The sequence below is a fragment of the Streptomyces sp. NPDC055400 genome (genome assembly GCF_053644375.1).
This window is the reverse complement of the sequence record NZ_JBSHLM010000012.1, coordinates 210,310-235,831: the sequence shown is the minus strand read 5'-3', so window position 1 is coordinate 235,831 and position 25,522 is coordinate 210,310. Positions and strand designations below refer to the sequence as shown.

Genomic DNA, 25,522 nt, shown 5'->3' with positions numbered 1-25,522 from the left:
GACACCTGACCGAACTGAGCTGCTTCGCAAGGGAGTTGCCGCACGGGGAGACCACGCCGCCGCCCGTCGACCGGATCGAAACCGGCAAGCCGCATCCCGCGCGCGTCTACGACTGGACGACTGGCTCCTGGGCGGCAAGGACAACTACCCGGTCGACGAGGAGCCCGGCCGGCGGATCGTGACCCTCGAACCGCAGTCCAAGTACGCGGGGGTGGCACGCAAGCCGTAAGCCTCAGCCGAACCCCCGAAAACCCTCAGACGCACCCTCGAATCTTTATGGTCATCTTGACTATATTCAAGGCGCGCCATATCGTCGCCGTGACGAAAACAAACAGGGGGTTCCCGTCATGGCCGACATCAAGCGACGCTTCGGACTGCACCACTTGCGCTCCGCGCCCACCGCCCACATCCGTCACCACAAGCGCGGCGCGCTCGCGCACGACGGCACGGGCCTGAGCTTCTGGTTCCGGGCGCTGAGCGCGGCGCTGTCCGAAGTACCCGTGGACGACCGGGAGTTGGCGGTCACGTTCCACGCCAGGACCGCCGACTTCCAGGACGTCGCCGTACAGGCCTCGGTGACGTACCGGATCAGCGACCCCGCGCTCGCCGCCGCCCGGCTCGACTTCTCGCTCGACCCGGACACCGGCGCCTGGCGCGGCACTCCCCTGGAGCAGCTGTCCGCGCTGCTCACGGAGACGGCGCAGCAGCACGCGCTGGACGTCCTGGCGCGCACCCCGCTCGCGGAGGCCCTTGCCGACGACGTGACGGCGGTGCGTGAACGGGTCGCGGCGGGTCTCGCCGCGGAGCCCCGGCTCCCCGCGACCGGTGTGGAGGTCGTCACCGTGCGCGTCGTGGCGCTGCGTCCCGAGCCCGAAGTGGAGCGGGCGCTGCGGACTCCGGCCAGGGAGCGGATCCAGCAGGAGGCCGACCGGGCGACGTACGAGCGGCGCGCTGTGGCGGTCGAGCGGGAGCGCGCCATCGCCGAGAACGAGCTGGGCAGCCGCATCGAACTGGCCCGGCAGGAGGAGCAGTTGGTGGAGCAGCGCGGCACGAACGCGCGCCGCGAGGCCGAGGAGGACGCGGCGGCCGACGCGGTACGCGCCGAGGCGGAAGCCGCGCGCGCGGTGCGTCTGGCGGGCGGCGAGGCGGAGGCCGCACGCGCGGTCGGCGAGGCGCGGGCGCACGCGCAGGAGGCATGGCTGCGGGTCCACTCCGAGGTCGACGCCGCGACCCTGCACGCCCTCGCCGCCACGCAGCTGGCGCAGAACGTGCCGCGGATCGAGAACCTGACCCTCTCCCCCGACGTGCTCACGGGCCTGCTCGCCCGGCTCGGCCACGACCGTGGTGAGCGGTCGTGACGCTCGCACCGCGGGCGGTACTCGTCCACCGGACCACGGAGTACGAGGAGTTGCTGGCCCGGCACGGCACGCACGGCCAGGCCGCCTTCTTCCTCTCCTCGCGCGGGCGCTCCGCCGAAGAGGTGGCCGAGCGCCATCACCGTACGACGCGCGCGCTCGCGGAGGTCGCGGCGGCCGTGCCGCTGTCGTGGCGCAGGACCCGCCTCGAGCGGGCGGATCTGGACCGGTTCCTGTTCGGCCCGGAGGACGTGGTGATCGTCGTCGGGCAGGACGGTCTGGTCGCGAATGCCGCCAAGTACCTTTCGGGCCAGCCGGTCGTCGGCATCAACACTGATCCGGGGCGGAATCCGGGGGTTCTGGTGCGGCACCGAGCGGCCGACGCGGCGAAACTGCTGCCGGCCGCCGGTTCCGGCCGGGCAACCGCCGACGAACTCACCATGGTGGAGGCCGTCGCCGACGACACACAGCGGCTGCTCGCGCTCAACGAGATCTACCTCGGCCCGCCGTCGCACCAGACGGCGCGCTACCGGATCGGCCCCGACGACGACACGCACGCGCCCGAGCCCCAGGCCTCCTCAGGCGTCCTGGTCGGCACCGGTACCGGCGCCACCGGATGGCTGCGTTCACTGTGGCAGCAGCACGCGAGCACACTCCCGCTGCCGGGCCCCGCGGAGCCCCGGCTGCTCTGGTTCGTACGGGAGGCCTGGCCCTCCCCCGCCACCGGCACGTCCCAGGTGGAGGGCTCCCTCGGCCCCGCCGACCGCCTGCGCGTCACGGTCGAGTCCGACCGCCTGGTGGCCTTCGGCGACGGCGTGGAGAGCGACGCGCTGGAACTGACCTGGGGTCAGACGGTGTGCGTGGGACGGGCGAAGGAGCGGCTGCGGCTGGTGACGTGAGCCTCCCGGCGCCGTGACTACTCCGGCGGCGTCGGTGTGTCGCGGCTGTGGTGCATCGCCTGGATGTCGAGCTCCAGCTTCACCGTGGGTCCCACCACGGCGATGCCGCGGGCCAGCATGCTCCGCCAGTCCAACGTGTAGTCCTCCCGGTGGAGTTCGGCCGTGGCGAGGGCCGCGCAGCGCAGCTCCTCCGCGTAACCGCCGTTGACCATGCCGAGATAGCCGGTGTCCAGCTCCACCGTGCGGCTCACGCCGTGCATGGTGAGGGCGCCCTGGATCGTCCACTTGGTGCCGCCGCGGTACAGGAAGCGGTCGGAGGAGAAGTGGATGTACGGGTAGCGCTCGACATCGAGGAAGTCGGCCGAACGCAGGTGGTTGTCCCGGGTCTTGTTGCCCGTCGTGATGCTCGCCGCTTCGATCTGCACCTCGACCCGCGAGTCGGCCATGTCGTTCGCGACCTGGATGCCGCCGTCGAAGCGGGTGAACCGGCCGTGGACGTTGGCCATGCCGACGTGCTTGGCGATGAACCGGATCGCGGTGTGCGGCGGGTCGAACAGCCAGGTGCCGGGCTGCGGCAGCTCCGGCGGGCGCCCCATGTGCAGCTGCACCGAGGTCAGAGGGAGCGTCTCACCGGCGACGACGTCGAGGGTCTGCTGGTGGGGCTGGAGGCCGTTGGCCGCGATCATGACGCCGTACCGGCCGGGCGGCAGCGTGAGGAAGACGAGGCCGTACGGGTCGCTGGTCGCCTTCGCCACGACGCGGCCGTTGGCGACCCGCGTCACCGTGACGTCCGCCCCCGACATCGGCTGCCCCATGGGGTCGGCCACCTCGCAGTGGAAGGCGCCGGCGCCCTGCGGCACGGGATGCACCAGTCCTGCCCCGCGCGGGCCCCGTCCGGACCGGCTCCTCCTGAACAGCGCGAGGGGCATGCAGATCACCTTTCCGACTCGGCCGCAGAACCTCCGCAGCGGGCTCGCACATACGATCCCATGTCTGCGATCTCCGCCGATCAAGGGCGCCGGGGGTTACCGGCGGCAACTGCATGGGGAATACACGGGAATCCGACATACCGCCGCCGGGGCGTGTCAGATTCCACACTTCCCTCACCTTTCAACCGCCCCTCGACCACGCCCTCACCCCCGCCCCCGCCGCTTCCGCCTCCACTTCCGCTTCCGTTGCCTGACGGCCCTGGGAGGGCCAGGACGAGTTGGGGAGGGCCAGGACGGACACGGTCGAACCACTGGGACGCAGCGCCACTTCCGCGCCATATGTCTGCCGATTACGGGTCAACCGTTGACTCGCTCGATCGCGCTCTGACAGATTCTCGACGCCATGAATGCGACAGAGCCCGACCTCTCCGCCAGGTGGAATCGGTTCGCCGAAGCACACTGGGGCAGGGAGCCCGCCGCGGTCCCGTTCGCCACGGGCCTCGGGCCGGAGCAGGTGTACGGGGCCGTCGCCGCCTCCTGCGCACCGCCCGCCGAGGACGCGGCCGGCGTCCGCTTCGCCACCGCGACGCAGGGGCGATTACGCGACGCGGGCGCGCTACTGCCCGGCCATGACGATCCCGGCCCGGACGCGTACCGGGACCGACTCGCTCGTCAACTCGACGCGTCCGGCTGGCTGTTGAGCGTGCGCCAGCCGCTGTGGCGCGACTTCGGGCTCTGGACTCGTGTACGCGAACTCGTCTGCGGGCTGTGGCGGGCGGTGGGCTGGCCCACTCTGCCGGTGACGGCCGAAATCGCCCTCGGAGAGCACTGCACCGGCCCCGACGCCCCCGCCCCGCGCCCCGGCTCGTTCGCGCTCACTTGGGTACTCGCCGGGACCATGACGGTCAGGCTCTGGCCCGAGCACACCGGCACCGAGTACCAACTCGCCGCAGAAACAGGGGACTTGGTGTACTGGCCCGCCGGATGCCGTCACCTCGATCACTACCTCGACCGCTGCACCACGTTACGGATCGTCGTCCCCGCGCGCCGCGCCGCCGCCCTCACCCACGTACGGGGACTCCTCGCGGACCGGATGCAGGAGGACCGCGTCTACGCGGGCGCCCCCGGTGTCCTGCCGTTCCCTCCCCCGGCGGACCCCGACGGCGGGATCGGCGCGGCGGAGCCGGTCGCCGCCGCCGCGCGGCTGTTCGCCGGGCTGGCAGCCGGCCCGGGACCGGCCGGGGAGTTGCGCCTGGCGTGGGCGGCCCGCAGATCGGCGGCGGGGCTCGAACCGGTGCCTCCGCCACGGCCGGCCGTACCCCTGAATCCCGCGCTGCGCGTGCGGGCGTCGGCCGAGCTCATCCGGACACCGGACGGACCCGGACGCGCCGTGTGGGCCGCGAACGGGCACACCTTGGTGGTCGAGGGGGCCGGAGCCGAACGCGTCAGGAACCGGTTGTGGTCCGGAAGGGCGTTCGCCATAAGGGAGTTGGGCCGCGGCTCGCGCATGCCCGCCAAGGCACTGATCCCGCTCCTGTCCGACCTGCATCGCATTCGCGCCATCGAACTGATGGACGGAGACGGGGCGGAATGAGGGAAGATCCCCGCGCCGCCGGGCCCGCAAGCTGCGCTGCTGCTCCTGTCGAGCAGGGGCAGCTGGGTCAGCTCGACCGGCTCGACCGGCTCGACTGGCAGGTCTTCGGCGAGCGGTACTGGGACCGGCAGCCCGTGCTGATCAAGTCGGTCGCCCCCGACCCCTTCGACGCCCACGAGGTGTTCGAGACCGCCGTCGCCGCGGCGCACCGAGGCGGGCCGTTCGGGGTGCCGTCCTACGCGGGGTTCGCGGTCGGCGGCGAAACGCAGACCGACCCCGGCGACTTCCTGCCGCAGCCGAGGGACGGCTCGTTCGCGGGCTACCACCAGCGGCTCGTCCGGCAGCTCTCCGGCGAGCCGTACTCCCTGTCCCTTCAGGCGTTTCACGCGTTCCACCATCCGCTGTGGGCACGCGAGCGCGCCTTCTTCGCCGGGCTGTGGGCGCAGGTGGGGCAGCCCGTGCCGAGCGCCTTCACGACGCTGGTCCACGGCACGTACGAGCAGCCGCTCGCCGAGGCGCTTCCCGGGCAGCGCGTCGCGACGTTCCTGTACGTGATGGGCGGGCGGCAGCGGATGCGCTCCGGTCCGGCGGACCGGGGCGCGTCGTTCACCGTCGAGGCCGATCCGGGCGACCTGCTGTACTGGCCGTCGCATCTCGCCCCCGTCGCCGAGCCCTACGCCGGGTGGGCGTCGACCGGCGTGCGCGTGAGCGTCGTTCGGGAGGGGCGGGATGCGGCGTCCGAGCTGTACGACCTGCTGCACGACGTGACGCCCGAGACGCTGCTCACGCCGGACCCGGATCCCGCGGGCGCCGCTCCGGACGCAGAGGAGGGGCTTCTCGTGCCCGACGCCGGGGCCGGGTCGGAGTTGCCCGCACCTCTGGAGCGCGCGCTCGCGCACTTCCGTTCGGCGGGCGCGCGCGGGCCGCTGGAGGAGCGCGTCGCCCGGCAGTCCCTGCGGCACTGGACGGCCGGGGGTTTCCGGCCCGTGCCGCCGCCGGCGCCGCGCGGCAGGTTCGGGGACGACGACGTCGTGCGCGCCACGGAGCGCGTGCTGTGGACCGAGGCGGCCGGCCGGCGCCTGTTCTCCGCGTGCGGGCATGTGGCGGCCACGGAGCTGCCGGCCGCCGACCTGTCCGCCGTACTACGGGTCCTCAACTCCGGACGGCCGCTGGCCCTCCGTGAACTCACGCCCGCGGCAAGGGTGTTGCTGGCGGAGCTGACGGCGTTCCGCGCGCTGGAACGCCTCTGAGGGCCCGCCGGTCCGTCACTGCCCCGGCGCCGGGATCGCCAGGTACTTGTACTCCAGGAACTCGTCGATGCCGACCCGGCCTCCCTCACGTCGGATGCCGGGCTGCTTGACGCCGCCGACGGGGAGCAGGATCTCGCTGCGGACGCGGTGCGCGGCGGCGGCCCATGACTCCTGGGCGGCCTCGGCGGCGCGCCGGTCGTCGTCGGGCCCGGCATCGGCGACCTCGCACAGGCTCCGGCCGGTGGCGGGGTTGCCGACGGAGCAGGTGCAGCCCCCGGCCGCGTCCTGGAGCCGGCCGCCGATGACGAGCTGCTCGGGGACGTCCTCGACGACTTGGGGCGTGGGGTGGGTCGTGGTCATGCCTGTCCCTCCGTCGCTGGTCAGCGCGTTGCCGTCGCGGTCTCCACGGCCGCTGCCCAGGCCCGCAGGCCGTCGTCGATCTGCCCCTCGTCGACGACGAGCGCGGGGATCATCCGCACGACGTTGCCCCAGGGGCCGCAGAGCAGGAGCAGCAGCCCCTCGTCGGCGGCGGCCTGCTGGGCGCGTACGGCCGTGGCCGCGTCGGGTTCGCCTTCGGGGGTGGTGAACTCGCTGGCGAGCATCAGGCCGAGTCCCCGTACGTCGCCGATGGCCTCGGTCTTCGCGGCGACGTCGTCGAGGCCGGAGCGCAGCCGGGCGCCCATGGCGGCCGCGTTGGCGACGAGCCCTTCCTCCTCGACAACCTCGAGGGTGGCCACCGCGGCGGCGCAGGCGACGGCGTTGCCACCGTAGGTGCCGCCCTGTGAGCCGGGCCGTGCCTTGTGCATCAGCGCCTCGGGCGCGGCGATCCCGGAGAGCGGGAAGCCGCTCGCGAGGCCCTTGGCGGTGATGAGGATGTCGGGGCGTACGCCGAAGTGGTCGTGGCCCCAGAAGCGGCCAGTGCGGCCGACGCCCGTCTGCACCTCGTCGAGGACGAGCAGGATGCCGTGACGGTCGGCGCGCTCCCTGAGGCCTTGCAGGAAGGCGGAGTTGGCGGGGACGTAGCCGCCTTCTCCGAGGACGGGTTCGACCAGGACGGCCGCGGTGTCGTCGGGGTCGGAGACGGTCTGGAGGAGGCGGTCGAACTCGCGCAGCGCGAACCTCGTTGCCGTCTCCTCGTCCCAGCCGTAGTGGTAGGCGTTCGGGAACGGGGTGATGGCGACGCCCGCCATCAGGGGGCCGAAACCGGTGCGGATCTTGGTGCCGGAGGTGGTGAGGGAGGCGGCGGCGACGGTGCGGCCGTGGAAGCCGCCGTGCGCGACGACGATGTTGGGCCGGCCCGTGGCCTGCCGGGCGAGCCGCATGGCCGCTTCGACGGCCTCGCTGCCGGAGTTGGCGAAGAAGAGGCTGTCGAGTCCTTCGGGCAGCACGGATCCCAGCTTCTCGACGAGGCGCTGAAGGGGCCGGTGCAGGACGGTCGTGTACTGGCCGTGGATGAGGGTGGCCACCTGCTCCTGGGCGGCGGCGACCACGCGCGGGTGGCAGTGGCCGGTGCTGGTGACGCCGATCCCGGCGGTGAAGTCCAGATAGCGGCGGCCGTCGGTGCCGTAGAGATGGACGCCTGCCCCGCGTTCGGCGACGACGGGGGTGGCCTGGCGCAGATGCTCGGACAGTCGCGTCATGCCTCCACCCTCGACGCTGAGCCGAAAGGACGTCAATGGGCCATCTGTGCCGATCGGCCCGCTGGGTGCCACGGGTCACCCGGGTGGCCTGAGCGGCTCCTCGGCTCCGTCACCGGCCGGACGCACGCGCAGGCGATTCGCAGGAGTTCTGCGTAATAGGCACAACCGGCAGGGTTCCCAAGGGAGTCGGGTTATGCAACAGTCCTGCGCAACCCGATGTGAGGGGAGCGGATCGGCATGACCGGGGCGCGGGGACATGATCTTGCGGCGTTGCGCGGGCTCAACACGGGCGTTGTCCTGCGGGCGCTGCGCAGGGAGAGTCCGCAGACCGTCAGCCAGCTGACGGGTGCGACCGGCCTGTCGCGGCCGACGGTCGAGGCGCTGGTCGACGAGCTCGTCTCGCAGGGCTGGATCGCCGAGGCCGATGCTTCGCCCGCCGGGCGCACCCCCGGCCGTCCGGCCCGTCGGCTGCGCTTCCGGTCCGAGGCCGGGCACGTGGTCGGCGTCGACATCGGACTGCGCAAGATCGTGCTGGTGCTCGCCCGGCTCGACGGCGAGGTCGTCGCGTGTGAACGCGAGGACATCGCCGAGGAGTTGAGCGGCACGGAGCGCATCGAGCTGCTGCGCGGGCGGCTGCGGCGCTTCCTCGTCGAGCAGAATCTGCGGGCCGATGCCGTCTGGGCCATCGGCATCGGGGTGCCGGGCATGGTCGACGACACGGGCCGGATCCGGTCGGTGATCGTCCCGGAGTGGACCGACCTGGATCTCGCGCGCTGGCTCGCCGACGACTTCCCGTGCCGGATCCTCGTCGAGAACGACGTGAATCTGGCGGTGCTTGCCGAGCACTGGCAGGGCGCGGCGACGCTCGCGGACGACGTGGCCTGTGTGCTCGTCGGGCGGCGCATCTCCTGCGGCCTGATGATCAACGGCAAGCTGCACCGCGGCCGCCGCGGCGGCGCGGGCGAGCTCGGCATCCTGCCCCAACTCGGCCTGGACGCCGCGGAGAAATGGCTGGCGTGGGACGGTGAGCGGCTCCCGGGCGAGTCCGAGACGGACGCCCTCGCGCGGGCCGTGCGGGCCGGGGACATCGGGGCCCGGGCCGTGCTGGACGGCTATCTCGCCGGGGTCGCCCCGGGCATCGCCGCGCTCGTCCTGGCTCTGGACCCCGAGCTCCTCGTCCTGTCCGGCGCGCTCGCCCCGGTCGGTGAGCCGCTCGGGCCCCTGCTCACGGAGCATCTGCGGCCGCTGACGCTGCACGTGCCGCGCATCGCGGTCAGCGCGCTCGGCCGTGAGGGCGTGGCACTCGGTGCCGTACGCCGCGCCCTGGACGCTCTCGACTCCCAACTCCCATACGGGACAGGCCCGTTGCGCCCGTCCCCCGCCCCCTGACTTCACCACCATCCCCCCTCATCCTCCGGAGGCGCGTATGCGCAGGAGAACGCTTCTCGCGGGTGCGCTCGCGGCCACGCCCCTCGTGGCCGCGTGCGACAGCGGCGGCGGGGCTTCCGGTTCCACCTCGTCGGGCGGCGGCCGCCGCACCACCATCTCGTACGGCATCTGGGACCCGGCCCAGCTCGCGGGCATGCAGCAGATCGTGAAGGCGTTCGAGGCCAAGAACCCCGACGTCTCCGTGGACATCCAGGTCACGCCCTGGTCCTCGTACTGGACGACGCTCAGGACGTCGATGCGCGGCGGGACCGCGCCCGACGTGTTCTGGATGAACGCCGTGAACATCCAGCTGTACGCGGCGAACGGCGTCCTGGAGCCACTCGGCCCGTACGCGGCCCGCGACGGCACCCCGCTCGGCCGGCACCCCGAGGCGCTGGTCAAGCTGTACGCGTACGGCGGCAGGCAGTACGGGATTCCGAAGGACTTCGACACGGTCGGGCTCTGGTACAACAAGGCTCTGTTCGACAAGGCCGGCGTCGGCTACCCGGACGCCTCCTGGACCTGGGACGACCTGCGGGACGCGGCACGCGAGCTGACCGACCCGCGGACCCGCGTGTACGGGATCGCCGCCGAGATGGACCGGCAGAAGAACTTCTACCCGTCGGTCTTCGGCGCGGGCGGCTACGTCCTGCGCGAGGGCCGCTCCGGCTTCGGCGACGAGCGCTCCGTCGAGGGGCTGCGCCTGTGGACCGATCTCGTCGACCGCGGCTGGTCGCCGCCGCAGAGCGCGATGGCGGATGTGAAGGGCCGCAATCTGTTCCTGTCCGAGCAGGTCGCCATGAACTACGACCTGTCGGCGATGGCGTCCTTCATGCACGCCACGCCCGCGATCAAGGACCACGGCGGTGTCGCTGTGCTCCCCAAGGGCCGGGAGCGGGCCACCGTCATCCACGGTCTCGCGAACGTGGTGAGCGCCAAGTCCCGTAAGAAGCAGGCCGCTTGGAAGTTCGTGGACTTCCTGGCGCGGCGCGAGGCGGCCGAGATCCAGTCGAAGGGCGGCGTCACCATCTCCTCGTACACGGGGACACAGGACGCCTGGCTCGAGTCGATGCCCGAGTTCGACCTCAAGGTCTTCATCGACATGCTCGACTACGCGGTCCCGTACCCGAGTTCCAGGAACACGGCCGTGTGGGAGGACCTCGAATATCTGCTGCTCGGCGCGCCGTTCAGCGGCAAGGGCGGCATCGAGTCGGCCGCGCGCACGCTCGGCCGGCAGATGGACCGGGCGCTCGACGAGGAGGACAAGTGATGGCCGTTTTCCCGTCGACCGCCGCCGCGGAGGCGGAGGGCCGGATCAGGAAGCCCCGCACGAAGGCGGGCCGTGACGGCACCGCGCGGGACCCCAACTCCCGCACACAGAAGGCCGCGTACGCGTTCGTCGCGCCGATCGCCGTCGGGTTCCTCGTCTTCTACATCTGGCCGGTGATCCAGACCTTCGGCTACAGCTTCACGTCCTTCGGGCCCTTCGGCGGCAACTCCTGGGTGGGCGGCGACAATTACGCGCGTGTCGTCCGCGACGTGACGGTGTGGCGTGCGCTCGGCAACACACTCCTGTACGGGGCGATCGGCCTGGTCACGCTGCCGGTCTCGATCACTGTCGCCGCCCTGCTCAACCGGCGCGGGCTACGGGGAGTCGGCGTCTACCGCGCCCTGTACTTCATCCCCTTCGTCACGCTGCCCGTGGCCGTCGGCCTGGTCTGGAACTGGCTGTACAACGGCAACTTCGGCCTCCTGAACGAGATGCTGTCGTGGTTCGGCGTCCCCCGGCACTTCTGGGCGTCCGACCCGTCGTCCGCGCTGTGGGCCATCGGGCTCGTCCTCGTGTGGCAGAGCGTCGGCTACTACTTGATCATCTTCATCGCGGGCATCAAGGCCATCCCACAGGACTACTACGAGGCCGCCGAGCTCGACGGCGCGGGCCCGGTACGCCGCTTCTTCCGGATCACGCTGCCGCTCCTGAGCCCCAGCATCTTTTTCGCCGCGGTCATCTGCGTGATCAACTCACTGCAGCTCTTCGACCTCATCTACGTGATGATGAGCCCCACGAACCCGGCCCTCGGCTCCACGCAGTCCGTGGTGAGCCTCTTCTACCAGTGGGCCTTCCAGCAGAACAACCAGGGCGCGGCGGCCGCCCTCGCGTTCGTCCTGATGCTGCTCACGGCGGCGCTGACCTACGTCCAGTTCCGGCTCCAGAAGAAGTGGGTGCACTATGCCTGAGCGCTCCCGGGTCCGGCCCGGCTCCCTCGCCACGCACGCACTGCTGTCGCTGGGCGCCCTGGTGATGGTCTTCCCGTTCCTGTGGCAGCTCCTTACGGCGCTGAAGACCCTGCCGGAGGCGGTGCACGTCCCGGTGACGTTCTTCCCCGAGCGCGCCAACTGGGCGTCGTTCAAAGAGGTCTTCACCGCGATGCCGTACGGCGAGATGCTCGGCAACAGCGTCGTGAACACCGTGGCGCGTACGGCGGGACAGCTCGTCTTCTGCTCGCTCGCCGCGTACGCCTTCGCCCGCATGCGGTTCCGCGGCAAGAACGTGCTGTTCGCGCTGTTCCTGTCGGTGCTGCTCGTGCCGTCGTCGCTGCTGATCCTGCCGCAGTACGACATCATCCAGCGGCTCGGCCTGCTCAACACGACGCCGGCGCTGTTCCTGCCCGGCATGTTCAGCGCCTTCGGGACCTTCCTCCTGCGGCAGTTCTTCATGGCGCTGCCGAAGGAGCTGGAGGAGGCGGCCCGCATCGACGGGGCCGGGCCCTTCCGGATCTTCTGGTCGGTCATGCTGCCGCTGATCCGCCCGGCGCTCGCCGCGCTCGCGGTCATCACGGCGATGTGGTCGTGGAACGACCTCCTGTGGCCGCTGGTCGTGAACACCGATCCGGCGAAGATGCCGATCAGCGCGGGCCTGACGTCCCTGGAGGGCCAGTTCGAGACGAACTACCCCGTGATGATGGCGGGTTCGCTCATCGCGAGCCTGCCCATGATCGTCCTCTACCTCTTCCTCCAGCGGCACTTCGTACAGGGCATCGCCCAGAGCGGCACGAAGGGCTGAGTCGCCGGCTGAACCCCGTCTCCAGAAGGGAACGACATGACACGCCTCGATGTGGGTCTGATCGGCGCGGGCGGTATCGCCCGGGCGCATCTGCCCGCGTGGATCGAGCTGGGCGCACGCGTCACCATCCTGTCCACGGACGGGAACGCGGAGAAACTCGCCGCGAAATACGCCGAGTCCGGCGTGACGGCCACGCACAGCCTGGCCGGTCTCCTGGACCGCTCCACGGTCGTCGACATCTGTACACCCACGTTCACGCACCGGGAACTCGCCCTCGACGCGATCGCCGCCGGCAAGCACGTCATCTGCGAGAAGCCCCTCGCACTCACCGTGTCCGAGGCCGCCGAGATGGCGGACGCGGCCGAGGCGGCCGGCGTCCTGCTGTTCCCGGCGCACGTGGTCCGCTACTTCCCCGCGTACGCGGGGATGGCCGGGTCCGTCGCCGAGGGCGCCATCGGGACCCCTGCCGTACTGCGCTTCACCCGCTCGGGCGCCTATCCGGTGTGGGCCCCGTGGTTCTCCGACCCGGCGCTGTCCGGCGGCATCCTGATGGACCAGATGATCCACGACCTCGACTTCGCGCGCCTGCTCGCGGGCGACGTCGTACGCGTCCACGCCCGGCTGCGCGGGCGCCAGGAGCCGGGCGCGAAGCCCGGTGACGTCGCGGCCGGCACGGCGGTGCTGACGCACGCGTCGGGCGCGATCAGCCACGTTCTCGGCGTGTGGGGCCTGCCCGATCTCCAGTTCCGTACGACGTTCCGCGTCGCGGGGCCCGACGGGATCCTGGAGCACGATTCGACGGCGCTGCCCGGGTTCCGCATCCTCGCGCAGGGCACGCGCCCGCCCGGCGAGGGCATTCCCGGCAGCCCGATGACGGAGAGCCCGTACCTGACGGAGCTGCGCGAGTTCGCCGGTGCCGTGGAAGGCGGGCCCGCTCCCCGCGTGACGGCCCGCGACGGCGTCGAGGCGGTGCGGATCGCGGAAGCGGCGGCGGCCTCGGCCCGTACCGGCGAGTCCGTGGAACTCAAGATCTCCGAGGAGGCGGCCCGATGAAGGTCGGAGTGCTGTCGTTCGCGCATGTCCACGCGGGCGGGTTCGCCCGCCTGCTCGAAGAGATGGAAGGCGTCGAGGTCCTCGCGGCCGACCCGGACACGGATCTGGCGGCACCCGGCGAGGTCCGCGGCCGGGAGTTCGCCGACCGGCTCGGGGTGGCCTACGCGGACTCGTACGAGGAGCTGTTCGCCTGGGGCCCCGACAAGGTCGTCGTCTGCTCGGAGAACGTCCGCCACCGTCCCCTCGTCGAGCTGGCGGCGGCGCACGGCGCGGACGTGCTGTGCGAGAAACCCCTCGCGACCACGCAGGAGGACGGCGCGGCGATGGTCGAGGCGTGCCGCGCGGCGGGCGTGCGGCTCGCGGTGGCGCACCCCGTCCGTTTCAGCCCGGCGTACACGGCGGTCCGCGCCGCCGTGCGGTCGGGCACGGCGGGCGGTGTCCTCGCGGTGTCCGGCGCCAACAACGGCTATCTGCCGGCGGCCCGGCGCCGCTGGTTCGCCGACCCTCAACTCGCGGGCGGCGGGGCCCTGATGGACCACACCGTGCACATCGCGGACCTCCTGGACGACCTCTTCGAGGCGTCCCCGGCGACCACGGTGTACGCGCAGGTCAACAACGTGCTCCACGAGGGTGAGGTGGACGCGGACACCTCGGGGCTCGTCACCGTCGAGTACGCGAACGGCGCGGTCGCGACGATCGACTGCAGCTGGAGCCAGCCCCAGCACCACCCGGCCTGGGGCGGATTGCAGATGCAGGTCATCGGCGACCGGGCGACCCTGGAGATGGACGCCTTCGACCAGAAGGTCCACGGCTTCAGCGAGTCGTCCCGAGCGCCCTTCGAACTGCCCTACGGCGTCAACCTGGACGCCCTGATGCTGCACTCGTTCCTGTACGGGAGCGGCGGCGCGACGAGCGTGACGGACGGCGAATCCGGTCTGCGTTCCCTGCGGATCGTCACGGCGGCGTACCGGTCCGCGGCCGAGGGGAGGGCAGTGCCGGTGCGGTGACGTCCGGCCGCGTCTGCCATCGTGGCCGTATGAGCGAACTGGTGGACCGCGTGGACGAACAGGACCGCGTACTCGGCACGGTGGACCGGGGCGCGGCCATCCGCGAGGGGTGGCTGCACCGGGTGGCGACGGTCGTGTGCCGCGACCCGGCGGGGCGGATCCTCGTGCATCGCCGGGCGCCGCACGTCTCGCGGTTCCCCGGGCGGTACAACTGGCTGATCGGCGGGGGTGTCGACGCGGGCGAGTCGTACGAGGCCGCGGCGGCCCGCGAGCTGTCGGAGGAACTCGGGGTCACGGCGCCGGTCCGCTTCGTCTTCAAGTACCTGTGCCGCGGGGAGATCAGCCCGTACTGGCTCGGGGTGCACGAGGTCACCGTCGACGGTCCGGTCGCGCCGCTCCCCTCCGAGATCGTCTGGCACGACTGGCTCACCGAGGCCGGCCTGACGAACGCGATGCGCCAGTACCCGTTCGTGTCGGACTCCGTCGAGGCGCACGCGCGGTACGTCGCGCTGGGCCGCGAGGGCGGGGCGGGGACGGCGCGCTGACGGGTGGCGGCGCGTAAGCCCAGGCGGGGCGTCTGGGCTGTTGGCGCAGGTGAGCGTCATCCCCCGCGCGCGTGCGCCTCGACGCGTGCGGCAGGATGTCCCGGCGCGTCGGTGCAGGCGCGGCAGCACCACTTACGGACAAGCAGGTAGCAAGGTGACGACTCATCACATACCGCCGCTCCCGGCGGCGTACGACGACCTCGGTCACGGCGCGGGAGGCGGCCGGTGAACCGTGCGATGACGCCCGACGATCTGATCGTGGCCGGGATCGCGGTCGCCGCGGGGCTCGCGGCCGGGCTCCTCCTGCGCATGATGCTGCGCTGGCTGGGCGTGCGGGCCGACCGGACGCGCTGGGGCGGCGACGACGTCATCGTGGACGCGCTGCGCTCCCTCGTGCCGTGGGCGGCGGTCGCCGCCGGCGTCGCTGTGGCCGCGTCCGCGCTGCCTCTCACCACACGGACCCGGCACAACGTCACCGTGACGCTGACGGCGCTGCTGATCCTCGTCGCGACGTTCACCGCGGGCCGGGTGATCTCCGGACTCGTCCGGTCGGTGGCGCAGTCGCGATCCGCGGTCGCCGGGTCGGCCACCATCTTCGTGAACATCACGCGGGTCGTGGTGCTCGCGGTGGGCTTCCTCGTGGTCCTGCAGACCCTGGGCATCTCCATCGCACCGCTTCTGACCGCCCTCGGCGTCGGCGGTCTCGCGGTGGCGCTCGCGCTCCAGGACACCCTCGCGAACCTCTTCGCGGGCGTGCACATCCTGGCCTCCAAGACCGTTCAGCCCGGCGACTACATCCGGCTGAGCAGCGGCGAGGAGGGTTACGTCGTCGACATCAACTGGCGGAACACCGTGGTGCGCCAGCTCTCCAACAACCTGGTCATCATCCCGAACGCCAAGCTGGCCTCCACCAACATGACCAACTACAGCCGCCCGGAACAGCAGATGACCCTGCTCGTCCAGGTCGGCGTCGGCTACGACAGCGACCTGGAGCATGTCGAGCGCGTCACGGCCGAGGTCGTGGAGAGCGTCATGGCCGACATCACCGGCGCCGTCCCCGACCATGAACCGGCCATCCGCTTCCACACGTTCGGCGACTCCAGGATCAGTTTCACGGTGATCCTGGGCGTCGGCGAGTTCAGCGACCAGTACCGGATCAAGCACGAGTTCATCAAGCGCCTGCACGCCCGGTACCGGGACGAGGGCATCCGGATACCGGCGCCCACGCGGACGGTGGCACTCCAGCAGGGCGCGGTGGCCATCCCGCACCAGCGCGAGGCCGCACCGCCGATGCCGTAACGACGGCACGGTCAGGGGGAGCCGGTCCGTCCGGACAGCGGACCGGCTCCCCCACACGTGCTTCCGACCCCGAGGGGTCAGTCGCGCGCGACCGTCCCCGTGACCTTCAGGTTCCGGATCCGGCCGTTGTTGTCGAACGAGCCGAAGCCCACGCGGCCCGAGGAGAACACCGGGTCCGTGCCCGTAATGAGCGGCGTGCGGCTGCCGTCCATGTAGACGGCCGTCTCGCCGGTGTCCGCGCAGTGCGTGAGGCGGACCTTGTGCCAGGCGACGTCCTTGATCGCCGGGGGCGCGCCGTAGGTGCCGTTCCACTGGTCGTCGATGCGGAGCCGGTCCGCGTTGTTGACGGTGAACAGGCCGTTGTGCGGGTAGATCCTGTTGTCGCTGGACAGGTGCGCGTACTGGAACTGGGTGTCCGAGTTGTAGTCCCAGACGACGATGACGTCCCGGTTGGTGATGTCGACCGGGGTGTCGATGCGTACCTCGGCCTCGACCGTCACGTTCGAGTAGCGCGGGCCCGCGGTGAGGACGGCGTACTCGAAGGGGCGGCGCGGGCCGGGGCGGGAGACGCCCGGCTCGGTGAGGACGGTCTCGCGCGGGGTGAACTCCCACTTGGCGGGGGTGACCGGCGCCCAGTTGTCCGCGCCGGTGGTGTGCGTGGTGGGGGTGTTGCCCACCTCGCAGTCGGCGAAGGTGCGGGTGCCGGTGACCTTCCAGACCTTGCCGTTCGCCTTGGAGACGATGTACAGGTCACCGGCGAGGTCGGTGCCGAAGCGCAGGTCGACGCGCTGGTCCCCGGCGAGGTCGCGCATGGTGACCTTCTTGCCGGTGGCCTGGTCGTACAGCATCAGCGACTTGAGGGGCGCGAGACCGGCGCCGCGGCGCATGTCGTGCGTGTCGGCGGCCAGGATCCGCCCGTCGACGAGGTCCCCGAAGATGTATGTGCCGCGCAGCTCGGGCGCGTCCTTGCCGCGGTACACGAAGCCTCCGGCGATCGCGCGGCCCACGTCGGAGCGGCAGTTCCAGCCGGCTCCGGGGTCGTGGTCGTACGCCGCGACGGGGTATGTGTACCCGTACTTGGCGTCGTCGACGGGCAGGGGCTGGATGCGGGCGCACGGGTCGGTGGTCTTCTTGTCGAAGAGGAACGGGCCCTCCCGTTCGCTCCAGCCGAAGTTGTCGCCGGCCTTGACCTCGTACACCGACTCGATGGCGTGCTCGCCGATGTGGCCGAGGTACATGCGGTGGCTGCCGCCGGTGTCCCAGCTGAAGCGGTGCGGGTCGCGCATGCCGACGGCGTAGATCTCGCCGAGGGCGCCCGGCGTGGAGACGAACGGGTTGCCGGCCGGGATGCCGTACTTGCCGTTGGCGCTGTCGCGGCCCGCCGGGTCGATGCGCAGGAGCTTGCCGTGCGGGAGCGCCATGTTCTGCGGTTCGTCGTTGCCGACGCCCTGGCCGCCGTCGCCGACGGCGAGGTAGAGCAGCCCGTAGTCCTTGTCGTGGGGCTTGGCGGTCGGATTGAAGTCGATCTGCTGGATGCCGTGCACCTGGCCGGTGAAGCCGATGCGCAGGACCTCGCGGTGGGTGCCGTGGAAGACGGCGGCCGTCGGGTCGTCGGCCGTCCACTCGGTGATGACACCGTGGTACGTGGTGGTGCCCGCCTGCTTGAAGTCGGGTGCCTGCGTGACCTGCGAGGCGAGCTCGGTGTGGATCGTGTAGAAGCGTCCGTTCTTCGCGAACTGCGGGTGGAACGCGGCGTATCCGAAGCCCTGGCCGAGGCCTCGGCCCGAGAAGAAGTTCGGGAAGGTGCCCTTGACGTCCAGGTACGGGTGCGGGGTGCCGCCTGTGTCCTTGCCGGCCGTGCCGGGGTCGGTGAGATAGAGCGTCCCGTTGAGGTCCGGGGTCGCCATCCGGCCCGAACCGTCGGGGAGTTCGTTGATGGTGTTGATCCTGGCGTGCCGCATCAGACGCGGGTCCGTCGGGGCCGGGACGGGCTCCGACTTGGGGAACTGGGCGTACTCGGTGAGGACCAGGCCGGTCCTCGACTGGGCGGGCTTCTCCGGGATCGGGTCGCTGAGACCCGCGGTCGCGGCGGGGGGAGCGGGCTCGTCGGCGTGCGAGGGCGCGGCGAGCCCGCCGAGGGCCAAGGTGGCGGTGACGGCGAACGCCGCCCAGAGTCTGGGGTTCTTGCGACGTGCTGCCATGCGGGTCCCTTCGGATGGCGAGTACGGCTGGGAGGAAGTCGGGGTACGAGGCGTCAGTGGCCCCTCGTCATGCGGCGGTACTCGGCACCCACTTGACCTGCCGTCACTTCACGGTCCAGGAAGAGAAGATCGTCCATGCGGCAGTCGCAGGCGTTGTTCTCCCGCGTGTTCTGCGGGAAGCTGCCGCCGATCTTGATGCCGCGCGGGTCGGTCGGCGAGGCGCGGTGCGGCGCCGGTGTGCTGGTGAGCTCCCAGGGGTCGCCCGGCGTGACATAGAAGCCGTCGAGAGGCTCGCCGTCGCGGTACAGGGCCATCGTGCCGTCACGGAAGTCGAACGTGGCGGCCAGATGGACCCACTCGCCGCGGGGCAGGACCTTCTGCCAGTCGGCGGAGGCGGCGAAGGTCTGGGAGGCGCCGCTGTCGAGGCGGCGGCCGAGCGCGACGAGCTTCAACTCGCCGTTCACCTGGATGAGTTCGAGCAGCGCGCGTACGGCGTGCCCGTCGCTGGTACCGGAGAGAACCCCGGCGAGGCCGATCGCTCCGTAGCGGTCGGTGGGGTTGGCGGTGTTGGAGTTGAGGGTGGGGTTGTCACCCGTCATCTTGAACCAGCCCATGACGGTGGCGGCCTTGGCGCTGTTGAAGGCACCGAGGGAGCCGACCCCGCCCTCGTCCCAAGTACCCGCTTTCCAGTCGTCGTTGCCCGCTGTCGCGGGATTCTGCTGACGCACCTGGAGGGCGGGCGAGCTGCCGGGGTAGGCCTCGTCGGCGACGCGCATCGCGGATCCGCCGTTGATGAGCGTGAGCGGGGTGCCGGAGCGTCCGATGTCCCGCTCCCTCGCGGGATCGGCGGGATCGGGGTGCCCGAAGTCGTAGGCGGCCACTGCGCGGGAGCGCAACGAGTCATGCCCCGCAGGGCCGTTGGCCTGCGCGGGGACCCCGGTGGCGGGGTCGCTCGCCTGCGCGGGCAGCGCTGCGGCGGCGAGGACGGCGGCCGAGGCGAGCGCCACGGCGGCGAATGCGGTACGTCGTGCGCCTCGGGCGGATCGGGTGCGCCGGGCGCGTGGTTCGAGCCCGGCGCGGACGGCGGTCCGGGCGATCGCGGTACGTCTGGTGCGGGGCAGTCTCATACGGCCTCCGAACGGCAACGAACGGGCTGCCGACCGGGATTCCCCGACCGGCAGAAAGCGCTTTCGTCATGTGCGGGCACCATGTAACTCCCTCACCGCAACCCTGACAATGGGCGTGTCCGAGCCATTTTTCCCAGGCGCACTCCTGGGCAGCCGGGGCGGGCCGGTGTACGGCGCGGGGAGGGCACATGCGTCAGCAAGGGGCGCGCGTCACTCCGTGGACGCTCCGAAGATTCCGGTCCCGGGCCCGCCGCCGACCGCGATCCGGACCGGCCCGCCCATGGCGTCGACCTGGGCCGTCCAGTGGCCCGCCACATGCAGGGTCCGATGGGGGAGCGCACCGCGCGCCACGTACTGGCGGTGCAGTCTGCGGCCGTCCTGGGTGACGACGAGGACGGGACGCACCAGTACCTCCGCGGTCCGCAGGACGAAGCGGTCCACCGGCACCTGCGGAGCCACCCGGTTCGGCGCCACCCAGCGCAGAGGCGCCGCGACCTCGATCGCGGGTCCGCCCGGCGCCGGGCCCGCACCCTCCAGGAACTCACGTACGGCGTCGGCCGCGAGAGTGCCCTCGCGGGCCGCCCACAGCGCCGGCTCCACCGCGTGCAGCACGTTCCCCACGGCGAAGACGCCCGTGACGCCGGTGCGGAACGCGCCGTCGACAGCGGGCCCCCGCGTCCCCGCGTCGAGTGCCACTCCCCCGCGCCGCGCCAGCTCGTGGTCCGGCACGAAGTCCCCGGTGAACACCACGGTGTCGCAGCCGACGGTCGTCAGCCGACCGTCACGATGCCGCAGCCGGACCCCCGATACCCGCCCCTTTCCCAGGAGTTCGGCCACGGTCGCGCCGGTGAGTACGGGGACGCCGTGACCGATACGGGCCGCCGCCGCCCGCGCCCGGCCCAGCTGGTGGCGCGGCTCCTCGGTGGTGAGCGCGGCGACGGTGACATCGGCGCGGCGCAGGGCGGACAGGGCCGCGTAACTGACCGGTTCGGCGCCGACGACGACCGCGCGGCTGCCGACCGGCTGTCCGTACAGGTGGACGGCCTGCTGGAGCTCGCCGGTGGTGAGCACTCCGGCGGGCCGTGTGCCGGGTACGAGGCGTGCGCTGCGCGGGCGTTCGCGCGCGCCGGTGGCGAGGACGACGGCGCGTGCGGTGATGCGTTCGAGCCCGTGCGGGCCGGTGGTGTCCAGGGTGAGCGGCCCCGCCCAGCCGGTGGCGGTGACGCCGGTCCGCACGCGTGCGCCGGAGCCGAGCGCGGCCTCGACGGTCCTGGCCGCGTACTGAGGCCCGGTCACGCCCCACCGCCCGAACCCACGGTGCCGGCAGTGCCGCGGCACGCCGCCCGCCGCCTCCTCCCGCTCCAGCACCTCGACCACGCTCACGCCGTCCCCGGCAAGACCGCGGGCGACAGCGAGCCCGGCGGGCCCCGCGCCGACGACGACCACGTCGACGCTCCGCTGCCGCCGCGTCATTCCGGCCCCCACTCGCCCCGCCCCTCATGAAGTGCGCGCACGGCCGCCCCGCAGTAGAACCCCTGGCACCGGCCGCCCCGCGCCCGGGTCCTGCGGCGCAGGCCCTCCAGGGACGCGGGCGGGACCGTGCTGATCAGGGCGTCCCTGATCTCGCCCCGGGTCACGCGCTCACAGTGGCAGACGATGGTGCCGTACGCGGGGTCGGTCGCGATGAGATCGGCGCGCTGGTAGGGGCGGGGGAAGGCCTCGCCCAGGTTGGGCATGCGGACGGGCGTCAGGTCGACCGGATCCTTGAGGCCGAGACCGGGATCCGCCTCGGCGATCAGGCCCGCGACATGCGCCGCGATCGCCATCGACGCGGTGAGCCCGGTCGAGCGGATGCCGCCCACGGTGACATAGCGCCGCTCCTCGTGGCAGCGGATGCGGTAGTCGTCGTGTTCGGTGGCGGCGCGCAGGCCCGCGTAGGCGGCGGTGACCTCCTCCTCGACCAGGGCCGGAAGGATGCGGCGCCCCTTCGCGAGGAGCCCGTCGAGTCCGTCCGCCGTCGTGCCGGTGGCCGTCTTGTCGTCGAGGTCCTCGGCGGTCGGTCCGAGCAGTACGTTGCCGTAGACCGTCGGCGCCACGAGGACGCCCTTGCCGAGCACGGTCGGCACCGGAAGCAGGATGTGCCGGACCAAATCACGGGCGAGCTTGTCGAAGACGATGAGCTGGCCGCGGCGCGGGGTGACGCTGAAGTCTCCGCGCCCAAGGACGAGCCGGTCGAGCACGTCGGCGTGGAGCCCGGCGGCGTTGACGAGGAACCGCGCCCGGAGCTCGCCGCGCGACGTGGACAGAATATGATCAGCTCCGACCGAACTGACCGCCTCCACCCTTGAGTTGAGGTGCAGGTCGACACCGGAGCGCACCGCTTGGGTGGCGTACGCCAGTGTGGTCGTCCAGGGGCAGATGATGCCCTCGCCCGGGACGTCCAGGGCGCCGAGCGCGCCGGGGCCGAGGTGCGGTTCGCGGGCCCGCGTCTCGTCGGCGCCGATGATCCGCGCCGCGTCGTATCCATTGCGCCCGGCCTTCTCCAACAGGCCGGGCAGCGCGGCGAGTTGCTCTTCGTCCCAGGCGACGAGCAGGGCGCCCACGGGCTCGACGGGGATTCCGGACTCGGCCGCGTAGGCGGAGAGGAGCCGCTGACCCTCCCTCACGAGGCGGGACTCCAGGGAGCCGGGCACGGCGTCGAAACCGGTGTGCAGGATCGCCGTGTTGGCCTTGGAGGTGCCGTCGCCGACATCGCCGGACGCCTCCACGAGAGCGATGCGCAGCTGTGGGTGGCGCGCCAGTTCGCGGGCGATGGCGGTACCGACGACGCCGGCGCCGACGACTGCGACGCCGTACGGCCGGGACGACATCTGTCCTCGGGACGACAGCGGCCCCTTGGCGGTGACGGTCATGGCGTCCCCTTGGCGGTGACGGTCATAGCGTCTCCTTGGCGGTGACGGTCATAGCGTCTCCTTGGCGGTGACGGTCATGGGGACACCGTCGGCGCGCGGTCGAGGAGTGTGGCCACCGCCGAGCGGAACCCGTCGAGGCGTTCGGCGGCGTGCGCGGCGTCGATGCGCGGCTCGTACACGGCGGCGGGCCGCCCGCGCGGGACCGCGTCCCGCACGGTGAGCGCCGGATCGAGCCCGAGCCGGGCGACGACGCCCACGCCGAGCGCGGTCGCGTCGGGCAACTCCGCCACTTCCACGGGATGTTGGAGAAGGTCCGCCTGGGTCTGCATCAGCAGGGCCGACCGGGTCAGTCCGCCGTCGACGCGGAGGGTACGCAGCGGCTCGCCGAGGTCGGCGGCGACGGCGTCCGCGAGCGAGACGACCTGCGCGGCGATCCCTTCGCACAGGGCGCGGACGACATGACCCGAGGTCGTGTCCAGACCGAGGCCCGTCAGGGAGCCGCGCAGGTCACCGCGCCACCAGGGCGCCGCGAGACCGGCGAGGGCGGGCACGAAGGTGACGCCGCCCGTGTCGGGCACGGCCGATCCGACCGGGTCGATGTCCTCGGCCCCCGCGATCACCCCGAGGTCGGTGAGCCAGCGGACGGCGGAGGCGGCGGTGTAAACCTGCCCGTCGAGGCAGTAACTGCTCCGCCCCCCAAGCCTCCAGGCGACGCAGCTCACCAGTCCCGAGTCGCCGCGGCGCGGGCGGTCACCGGTCGGGGCGAGCATGAACGCCCCCGTTCCATAAGTGCACTTGGCGGTCCCCCGCTCGGTCACGTCCTGCGCGAGCAGCGCGGCCTGCTGGTCCACGAGGAGCCCGGTGAGGGGAAGTTCGGGGCCGAACGCCTTCGTCGTGCCGACAGGTCCGGCGGCGTCGACGACGTCCGGCAGCCGCTCGCCACCGAGGCCGAAGATGTCCAGGGCGCGCGGTGACCACGCGACGGCGTCCAGGTCGAGGAGCTGTGTGCGCCCCGCGGTGGCGGCGTCGGTGACGAAGGCGCCGGTCAGCCGGTGGACGAGCCACGCGTCGCTGGTGGTGACGACGCCGTCCCGGGTGAGGTGGCGGCGGATCCAGGCCATCTTGGGTGCGGCGAAGTAGGGATCGAGCGGCAGTCCCGTAAGGTCTCTCAACTCATCGGCGCACGGGGTGAGTTCCGCACACAGCGCGTCCGCCCGTCGGTCCTGCCAGACGATCGCGTCCGTGAGCGGTCTGCCGGACGCGGGGTCCCAGGCGAGAACCGTCTCGCCCTGGTTGGCGAGGCCGACCGCGCCCACGGGCTCGCCCGCGGCGGCCAGCGCGCGGCGCCCCGCGTCGACGACGGAGGCGAGCAGCGCGGCCGGATCGACCTCGACGAGGCCGCCCGGGAGGTAGCGCGGACGTACGGGAGCGCTGCCCGAGCCGATCACGCCGCGGCGTGGGCAGATGACGAGGGCCTTCGTCCCCGATGTGCCCTGATCGATGGCGAGAACGGCCCCCTCGCGCGGCCCGCCGGCATTCGTGATCACCGCGGAAGCCTGCTACAGCTCCCGCGAGAGCGTCAAGGGTGCCCTCTTCCTCCTGCCCCTACACTGATCCTCCGTCAGACTCCTTACCAGGGAAGCGACTTCACGCCTCTCTCCCCACAAGAGGAGCTCATGTCCACACCGGAAACAGGCACCACCTCGACGAGCTCCGCCGAGTCAGGGCCGGCCGGGCAGCCGGCGGACGAGGAGGCCAGGCTCAGGGCGCTGGGCTACCAGCCGGTCCTGGCCCGCCGCATGGGCGGATTCGGCAACTTCGCCGTCAGCTTCTCCGTGATCTCCATCCTGTCCGGCTGCATGACGCTCTACGGATTCGGCCTCGGCACGGGCGGCCCGGCCGTGATGATGTGGGGCTGGGCGGGTGTCGGCCTCTTCGTCCTCCTCGTCGCCCTGGCGCTCGCCGAGGTCACCAGCGCGTATTCGACGTCCGGGGCCCTCTACTACATGGCCGACCGGCTCGGCGGCCGCCGCTGGGGCTGGTACACGGGCTGGCTCAACCTCCTGGGCCTGCTCGGCGCGATCTCCGGAATCGACTACGGCGCGGCCCTGTTCAGCGGCGCGCTCCTCAACCTCCGGTTCGGCTTCGACCCGACACCGGGATCGACCTTCCTGATCTTCCTCGCCATCCTCTTCCTGCACGCCGTCCTGAACCTCTTCGACGTCCGCCTGGTCAGCGTGCTCAACTCCATCAGCGTGTGGTGGCACCTGGCGGGCGTGGCCGTGATCGTCGCAGTCCTCGCGATCGTGCCCGACCACCACCGGTCGCCGTCGTTCGTGTTCACCGAGTTCGTCAACGACACCGGCTGGCACAACCCGTTGTACGTGGCCGCGATCGGCCTGCTCCTCGCGCAGTACACGTTCTCCGGCTACGACGCGTCCGCGCATCTCTCGGAGGAGACGTCGAACGCCTCCGTGTCCGCCGCGCGCGGCATCGTACGGGCCGTGTGGGTCTCGTGGATCGCCGGGTTCGTGCTGCTCGCGGGGCTGACGTTCGCGATCCAGGACTACGCGGGCGCGCAGGACAGTGCCACCGGGGTGCCGCCGGCGCAGATCATGATCGACGCCGTCGGTACGTCCGGCGCGACGGCGCTGCTCCTGATCGTGATCGTGGCGCAGCTGTTCTGCGGGAACGCCGAGGTGGCGGCGACCAGCCGCATGGTGTTCGCGTTCAGCCGTGACAACGCGTTGCCGGGTTCGGCGCTGTGGCGCAGGGTGAGCGCCCGCACCCGCACACCCGTTCCCGCGGTATGGCTGTCGGTGGGCCTGGCCGCCGTGATCGCGCTGCCGTCCCTGTACTCGACGACGGCGTACGGAGCGGTCACGGCCATCAACGTCATCGGCATCACGCCCGCGTACGCGATCCCGATCCTCCTGCGCCTGCGCGCGGGCGACCGTTTCACCCCAGGACCGTGGAACCTGGGGCGCTGGAGCAGACCGGTCGGCTGGATTGCCGTGACGTGGGTGGCGTGCGTGACGATCCTGTTCTGCCTGCCGCAGGCGTCACCGGTGACGGTCGACTCGATGAACTACGCGTCGGCGGCCCTGGCCGTGGTGCTGGTCCTGGCGACGGTGTGGTGGTACGCGGCGCGCGGCTCGTACGGCACCCCGTCGGCAGTACACCACCACGAGGATGCCCCCGCCACCGGCTCCTGAGCAG

At 71.9% G+C, this 25,522-nt stretch carries 21 protein-coding genes and 1 pseudogene; 14 read left to right on the top strand and 8 right to left on the bottom strand.

Going from position 1 to position 25,522, the window contains the following annotated elements:
- Positions 1 to 35 precede the first annotated feature (35 nt).
- The 3 genes and pseudogenes from ACWIGU_RS29700 to ACWIGU_RS29690 form a co-directional block, all read left to right on the top strand.
- Positions 36 to 196 (top strand): annotated as a pseudogene (locus tag ACWIGU_RS29700) (SAM-dependent methyltransferase); the annotation flags it as partial.
- A gap of 151 nt (positions 197 to 347) precedes the next feature.
- Positions 348 to 1,358, top strand: coding sequence for an SPFH domain-containing protein (locus ACWIGU_RS29695; RefSeq protein WP_454404768.1), 1,011 nt, complete (start codon positions 348 to 350; stop codon positions 1,356 to 1,358).
- On the top strand, positions 1,355 to 2,254 hold the full coding sequence (locus ACWIGU_RS29690) for a hypothetical protein (protein WP_454404767.1): 900 nt from the start codon (positions 1,355 to 1,357) through the stop codon (positions 2,252 to 2,254). Before ACWIGU_RS29695 ends, ACWIGU_RS29690 begins: the two co-directional genes overlap by 4 nt.
- A 17-nt stretch (positions 2,255 to 2,271) precedes the next feature.
- On the opposite strand, the gene ACWIGU_RS29685 is transcribed toward ACWIGU_RS29690, so the two are convergent.
- Positions 2,272 to 3,183, bottom strand: a complete 912-nt coding sequence (locus tag ACWIGU_RS29685; RefSeq protein ID WP_454404766.1) for a YceI family protein — start codon at positions 3,181 to 3,183, stop codon at positions 2,272 to 2,274.
- A 403-nt stretch (positions 3,184 to 3,586) separates the two neighbouring features.
- Between ACWIGU_RS29685 and ACWIGU_RS29680 the strand changes: the two genes are divergently transcribed.
- Together ACWIGU_RS29680 and ACWIGU_RS29675 are read left to right on the top strand one after the other, a co-directional pair.
- A complete protein-coding gene (locus ACWIGU_RS29680) occupies positions 3,587 to 4,777 on the top strand; it encodes a hypothetical protein (protein ID WP_454404765.1) in 1,191 nt (396 codons plus the stop codon).
- Complete coding sequence (locus ACWIGU_RS29675) at positions 4,774 to 6,027, top strand: hypothetical protein (RefSeq protein ID WP_454404764.1); 1,254 nt, start codon at positions 4,774 to 4,776, stop codon at positions 6,025 to 6,027. Before ACWIGU_RS29680 ends, ACWIGU_RS29675 begins: the two co-directional genes overlap by 4 nt.
- Positions 6,028 to 6,042: 15 nt before the next feature.
- Here the strand turns inward: ACWIGU_RS29675 and ACWIGU_RS29670 are convergent, their stop codons facing one another.
- Both ACWIGU_RS29670 and ACWIGU_RS29665 read right to left on the bottom strand, forming a co-directional pair.
- Complete coding sequence (locus ACWIGU_RS29670) at positions 6,043 to 6,387, bottom strand: hypothetical protein (RefSeq protein ID WP_454404872.1); 345 nt, start codon at positions 6,385 to 6,387, stop codon at positions 6,043 to 6,045.
- Positions 6,388 to 6,407: 20 nt separating this feature from the next.
- Positions 6,408 to 7,667 carry an aspartate aminotransferase family protein gene (locus tag ACWIGU_RS29665; protein ID WP_454404763.1) on the bottom strand — a complete coding sequence of 420 codons (1,260 nt, stop codon included), beginning with the start codon at positions 7,665 to 7,667 and terminating at the stop codon, positions 6,408 to 6,410.
- Positions 7,668 to 7,904: 237 nt separating this feature from the next.
- Here ACWIGU_RS29665 and ACWIGU_RS29660 point away from each other — a divergent pair, with 237 nt between their 5' ends.
- The 8 genes from ACWIGU_RS29660 (at position 7,905) to ACWIGU_RS29625 (ending at position 16,063) form a co-directional block, all read left to right on the top strand.
- Positions 7,905 to 9,056: an ROK family transcriptional regulator gene (locus tag ACWIGU_RS29660; RefSeq protein ID WP_454404762.1), complete on the top strand. Its 1,152-nt coding sequence runs from the start codon at positions 7,905 to 7,907 to the stop codon at positions 9,054 to 9,056.
- 37 nt (positions 9,057 to 9,093) lie between these two features.
- Positions 9,094 to 10,365 (top strand): ABC transporter substrate-binding protein, encoded by a 1,272-nt coding sequence (locus tag ACWIGU_RS29655; RefSeq protein WP_454404761.1) that lies wholly within the window; start codon positions 9,094 to 9,096, stop codon positions 10,363 to 10,365.
- Positions 10,365 to 11,333 carry a carbohydrate ABC transporter permease gene (locus ACWIGU_RS29650; RefSeq protein ID WP_454404760.1) on the top strand — a complete coding sequence of 323 codons (969 nt, stop codon included), beginning with the start codon at positions 10,365 to 10,367 and terminating at the stop codon, positions 11,331 to 11,333. The genes ACWIGU_RS29655 and ACWIGU_RS29650 overlap by 1 nt, the downstream gene beginning before the upstream one ends.
- Positions 11,326 to 12,159 (top strand): carbohydrate ABC transporter permease, encoded by an 834-nt coding sequence (locus ACWIGU_RS29645; protein ID WP_454404759.1) that lies wholly within the window; start codon positions 11,326 to 11,328, stop codon positions 12,157 to 12,159. Before ACWIGU_RS29650 ends, ACWIGU_RS29645 begins: the two co-directional genes overlap by 8 nt.
- Before the next feature lie 36 nt (positions 12,160 to 12,195).
- Complete coding sequence (locus ACWIGU_RS29640) at positions 12,196 to 13,212, top strand: Gfo/Idh/MocA family protein (protein ID WP_454404758.1); 1,017 nt, start codon at positions 12,196 to 12,198, stop codon at positions 13,210 to 13,212.
- Positions 13,209 to 14,219 (top strand): Gfo/Idh/MocA family protein, encoded by a 1,011-nt coding sequence (locus ACWIGU_RS29635; RefSeq protein WP_454404757.1) that lies wholly within the window; start codon positions 13,209 to 13,211, stop codon positions 14,217 to 14,219. The genes ACWIGU_RS29640 and ACWIGU_RS29635 overlap by 4 nt, the downstream gene beginning before the upstream one ends.
- A 29-nt stretch (positions 14,220 to 14,248) precedes the next feature.
- Positions 14,249 to 14,764: an NUDIX hydrolase gene (locus ACWIGU_RS29630; protein ID WP_454404756.1), complete on the top strand. Its 516-nt coding sequence runs from the start codon at positions 14,249 to 14,251 to the stop codon at positions 14,762 to 14,764.
- Between the two features lie 225 nt (positions 14,765 to 14,989).
- Complete coding sequence (locus ACWIGU_RS29625) at positions 14,990 to 16,063, top strand: mechanosensitive ion channel family protein (protein WP_454404755.1); 1,074 nt, start codon at positions 14,990 to 14,992, stop codon at positions 16,061 to 16,063.
- Positions 16,064 to 16,140: 77 nt separating this feature from the next.
- On the opposite strand, the gene ACWIGU_RS29620 is transcribed toward ACWIGU_RS29625, so the two are convergent.
- The 5 genes from ACWIGU_RS29620 to ACWIGU_RS29600 all read right to left on the bottom strand — a co-directional run bounded on the left by ACWIGU_RS29620 (position 16,141) and on the right by ACWIGU_RS29600 (position 23,850).
- On the bottom strand, positions 16,141 to 18,264 hold the full coding sequence (locus ACWIGU_RS29620; protein ID WP_454404754.1) for a PQQ-dependent sugar dehydrogenase: 2,124 nt from the start codon (positions 18,262 to 18,264) through the stop codon (positions 16,141 to 16,143).
- 53 nt (positions 18,265 to 18,317) lie between these two features.
- Positions 18,318 to 19,391: a LamG-like jellyroll fold domain-containing protein gene (locus tag ACWIGU_RS29615; protein ID WP_454404753.1), complete on the bottom strand. Its 1,074-nt coding sequence runs from the start codon at positions 19,389 to 19,391 to the stop codon at positions 18,318 to 18,320.
- 210 nt (positions 19,392 to 19,601) lie between these two features.
- Positions 19,602 to 20,864, bottom strand: coding sequence for an NAD(P)/FAD-dependent oxidoreductase (locus ACWIGU_RS29610; RefSeq protein ID WP_454404752.1), 1,263 nt, complete (start codon positions 20,862 to 20,864; stop codon positions 19,602 to 19,604).
- Complete coding sequence (locus tag ACWIGU_RS29605; RefSeq protein ID WP_454404751.1) at positions 20,861 to 22,303, bottom strand: FAD-dependent oxidoreductase; 1,443 nt, start codon at positions 22,301 to 22,303, stop codon at positions 20,861 to 20,863. Before ACWIGU_RS29605 ends, ACWIGU_RS29610 begins: the two co-directional genes overlap by 4 nt.
- Positions 22,304 to 22,377: 74 nt before the next feature.
- Positions 22,378 to 23,850 (bottom strand): FGGY family carbohydrate kinase, encoded by a 1,473-nt coding sequence (locus ACWIGU_RS29600; protein WP_454404750.1) that lies wholly within the window; start codon positions 23,848 to 23,850, stop codon positions 22,378 to 22,380.
- A gap of 129 nt (positions 23,851 to 23,979) precedes the next feature.
- Between ACWIGU_RS29600 and ACWIGU_RS29595 the strand changes: the two genes are divergently transcribed.
- A complete protein-coding gene (locus ACWIGU_RS29595; protein ID WP_454404749.1) occupies positions 23,980 to 25,518 on the top strand; it encodes an amino acid permease in 1,539 nt (512 codons plus the stop codon).
- The last annotated feature ends 4 nt before the right edge of the window (positions 25,519 to 25,522 follow it).

Bases quoted from the DNA above. Each gene is read 5' to 3' on its own strand.
- ACWIGU_RS29695 (WP_454404768.1), top strand. From the start codon at position 348: ATGGCCGACATCAAGCGACGCTTCGGACTGCACCACTTGCGCTCCGCG.
- ACWIGU_RS29685 (WP_454404766.1), bottom strand. From the start codon at position 3,183: ATGCCCCTCGCGCTGTTCAGGAGGAGCCGGTCCGGACGGGGCCCGCGC.
- ACWIGU_RS29680 (WP_454404765.1), top strand. From the start codon at position 3,587: ATGAATGCGACAGAGCCCGACCTCTCCGCCAGGTGGAATCGGTTCGCC.
- ACWIGU_RS29675 (WP_454404764.1), top strand. From the start codon at position 4,774: ATGAGGGAAGATCCCCGCGCCGCCGGGCCCGCAAGCTGCGCTGCTGCT.
- ACWIGU_RS29670 (WP_454404872.1), bottom strand. From the start codon at position 6,387: ATGACCACGACCCACCCCACGCCCCAAGTCGTCGAGGACGTCCCCGAG.
- ACWIGU_RS29665 (WP_454404763.1), bottom strand. From the start codon at position 7,667: ATGACGCGACTGTCCGAGCATCTGCGCCAGGCCACCCCCGTCGTCGCC.
- ACWIGU_RS29660 (WP_454404762.1), top strand. From the start codon at position 7,905: ATGACCGGGGCGCGGGGACATGATCTTGCGGCGTTGCGCGGGCTCAAC.
- ACWIGU_RS29655 (WP_454404761.1), top strand. From the start codon at position 9,094: ATGCGCAGGAGAACGCTTCTCGCGGGTGCGCTCGCGGCCACGCCCCTC.
- ACWIGU_RS29650 (WP_454404760.1), top strand. From the start codon at position 10,365: ATGGCCGTTTTCCCGTCGACCGCCGCCGCGGAGGCGGAGGGCCGGATC.
- ACWIGU_RS29645 (WP_454404759.1), top strand. From the start codon at position 11,326: ATGCCTGAGCGCTCCCGGGTCCGGCCCGGCTCCCTCGCCACGCACGCA.
- ACWIGU_RS29640 (WP_454404758.1), top strand. From the start codon at position 12,196: ATGACACGCCTCGATGTGGGTCTGATCGGCGCGGGCGGTATCGCCCGG.
- ACWIGU_RS29635 (WP_454404757.1), top strand. From the start codon at position 13,209: ATGAAGGTCGGAGTGCTGTCGTTCGCGCATGTCCACGCGGGCGGGTTC.
- ACWIGU_RS29630 (WP_454404756.1), top strand. From the start codon at position 14,249: ATGAGCGAACTGGTGGACCGCGTGGACGAACAGGACCGCGTACTCGGC.
- ACWIGU_RS29620 (WP_454404754.1), bottom strand. From the start codon at position 18,264: ATGGCAGCACGTCGCAAGAACCCCAGACTCTGGGCGGCGTTCGCCGTC.
- ACWIGU_RS29615 (WP_454404753.1), bottom strand. From the start codon at position 19,391: ATGAGACTGCCCCGCACCAGACGTACCGCGATCGCCCGGACCGCCGTC.
- ACWIGU_RS29610 (WP_454404752.1), bottom strand. From the start codon at position 20,864: ATGACGCGGCGGCAGCGGAGCGTCGACGTGGTCGTCGTCGGCGCGGGG.
- ACWIGU_RS29605 (WP_454404751.1), bottom strand. From the start codon at position 22,303: ATGACCGTCACCGCCAAGGGGCCGCTGTCGTCCCGAGGACAGATGTCG.
- ACWIGU_RS29595 (WP_454404749.1), top strand. From the start codon at position 23,980: ATGTCCACACCGGAAACAGGCACCACCTCGACGAGCTCCGCCGAGTCA.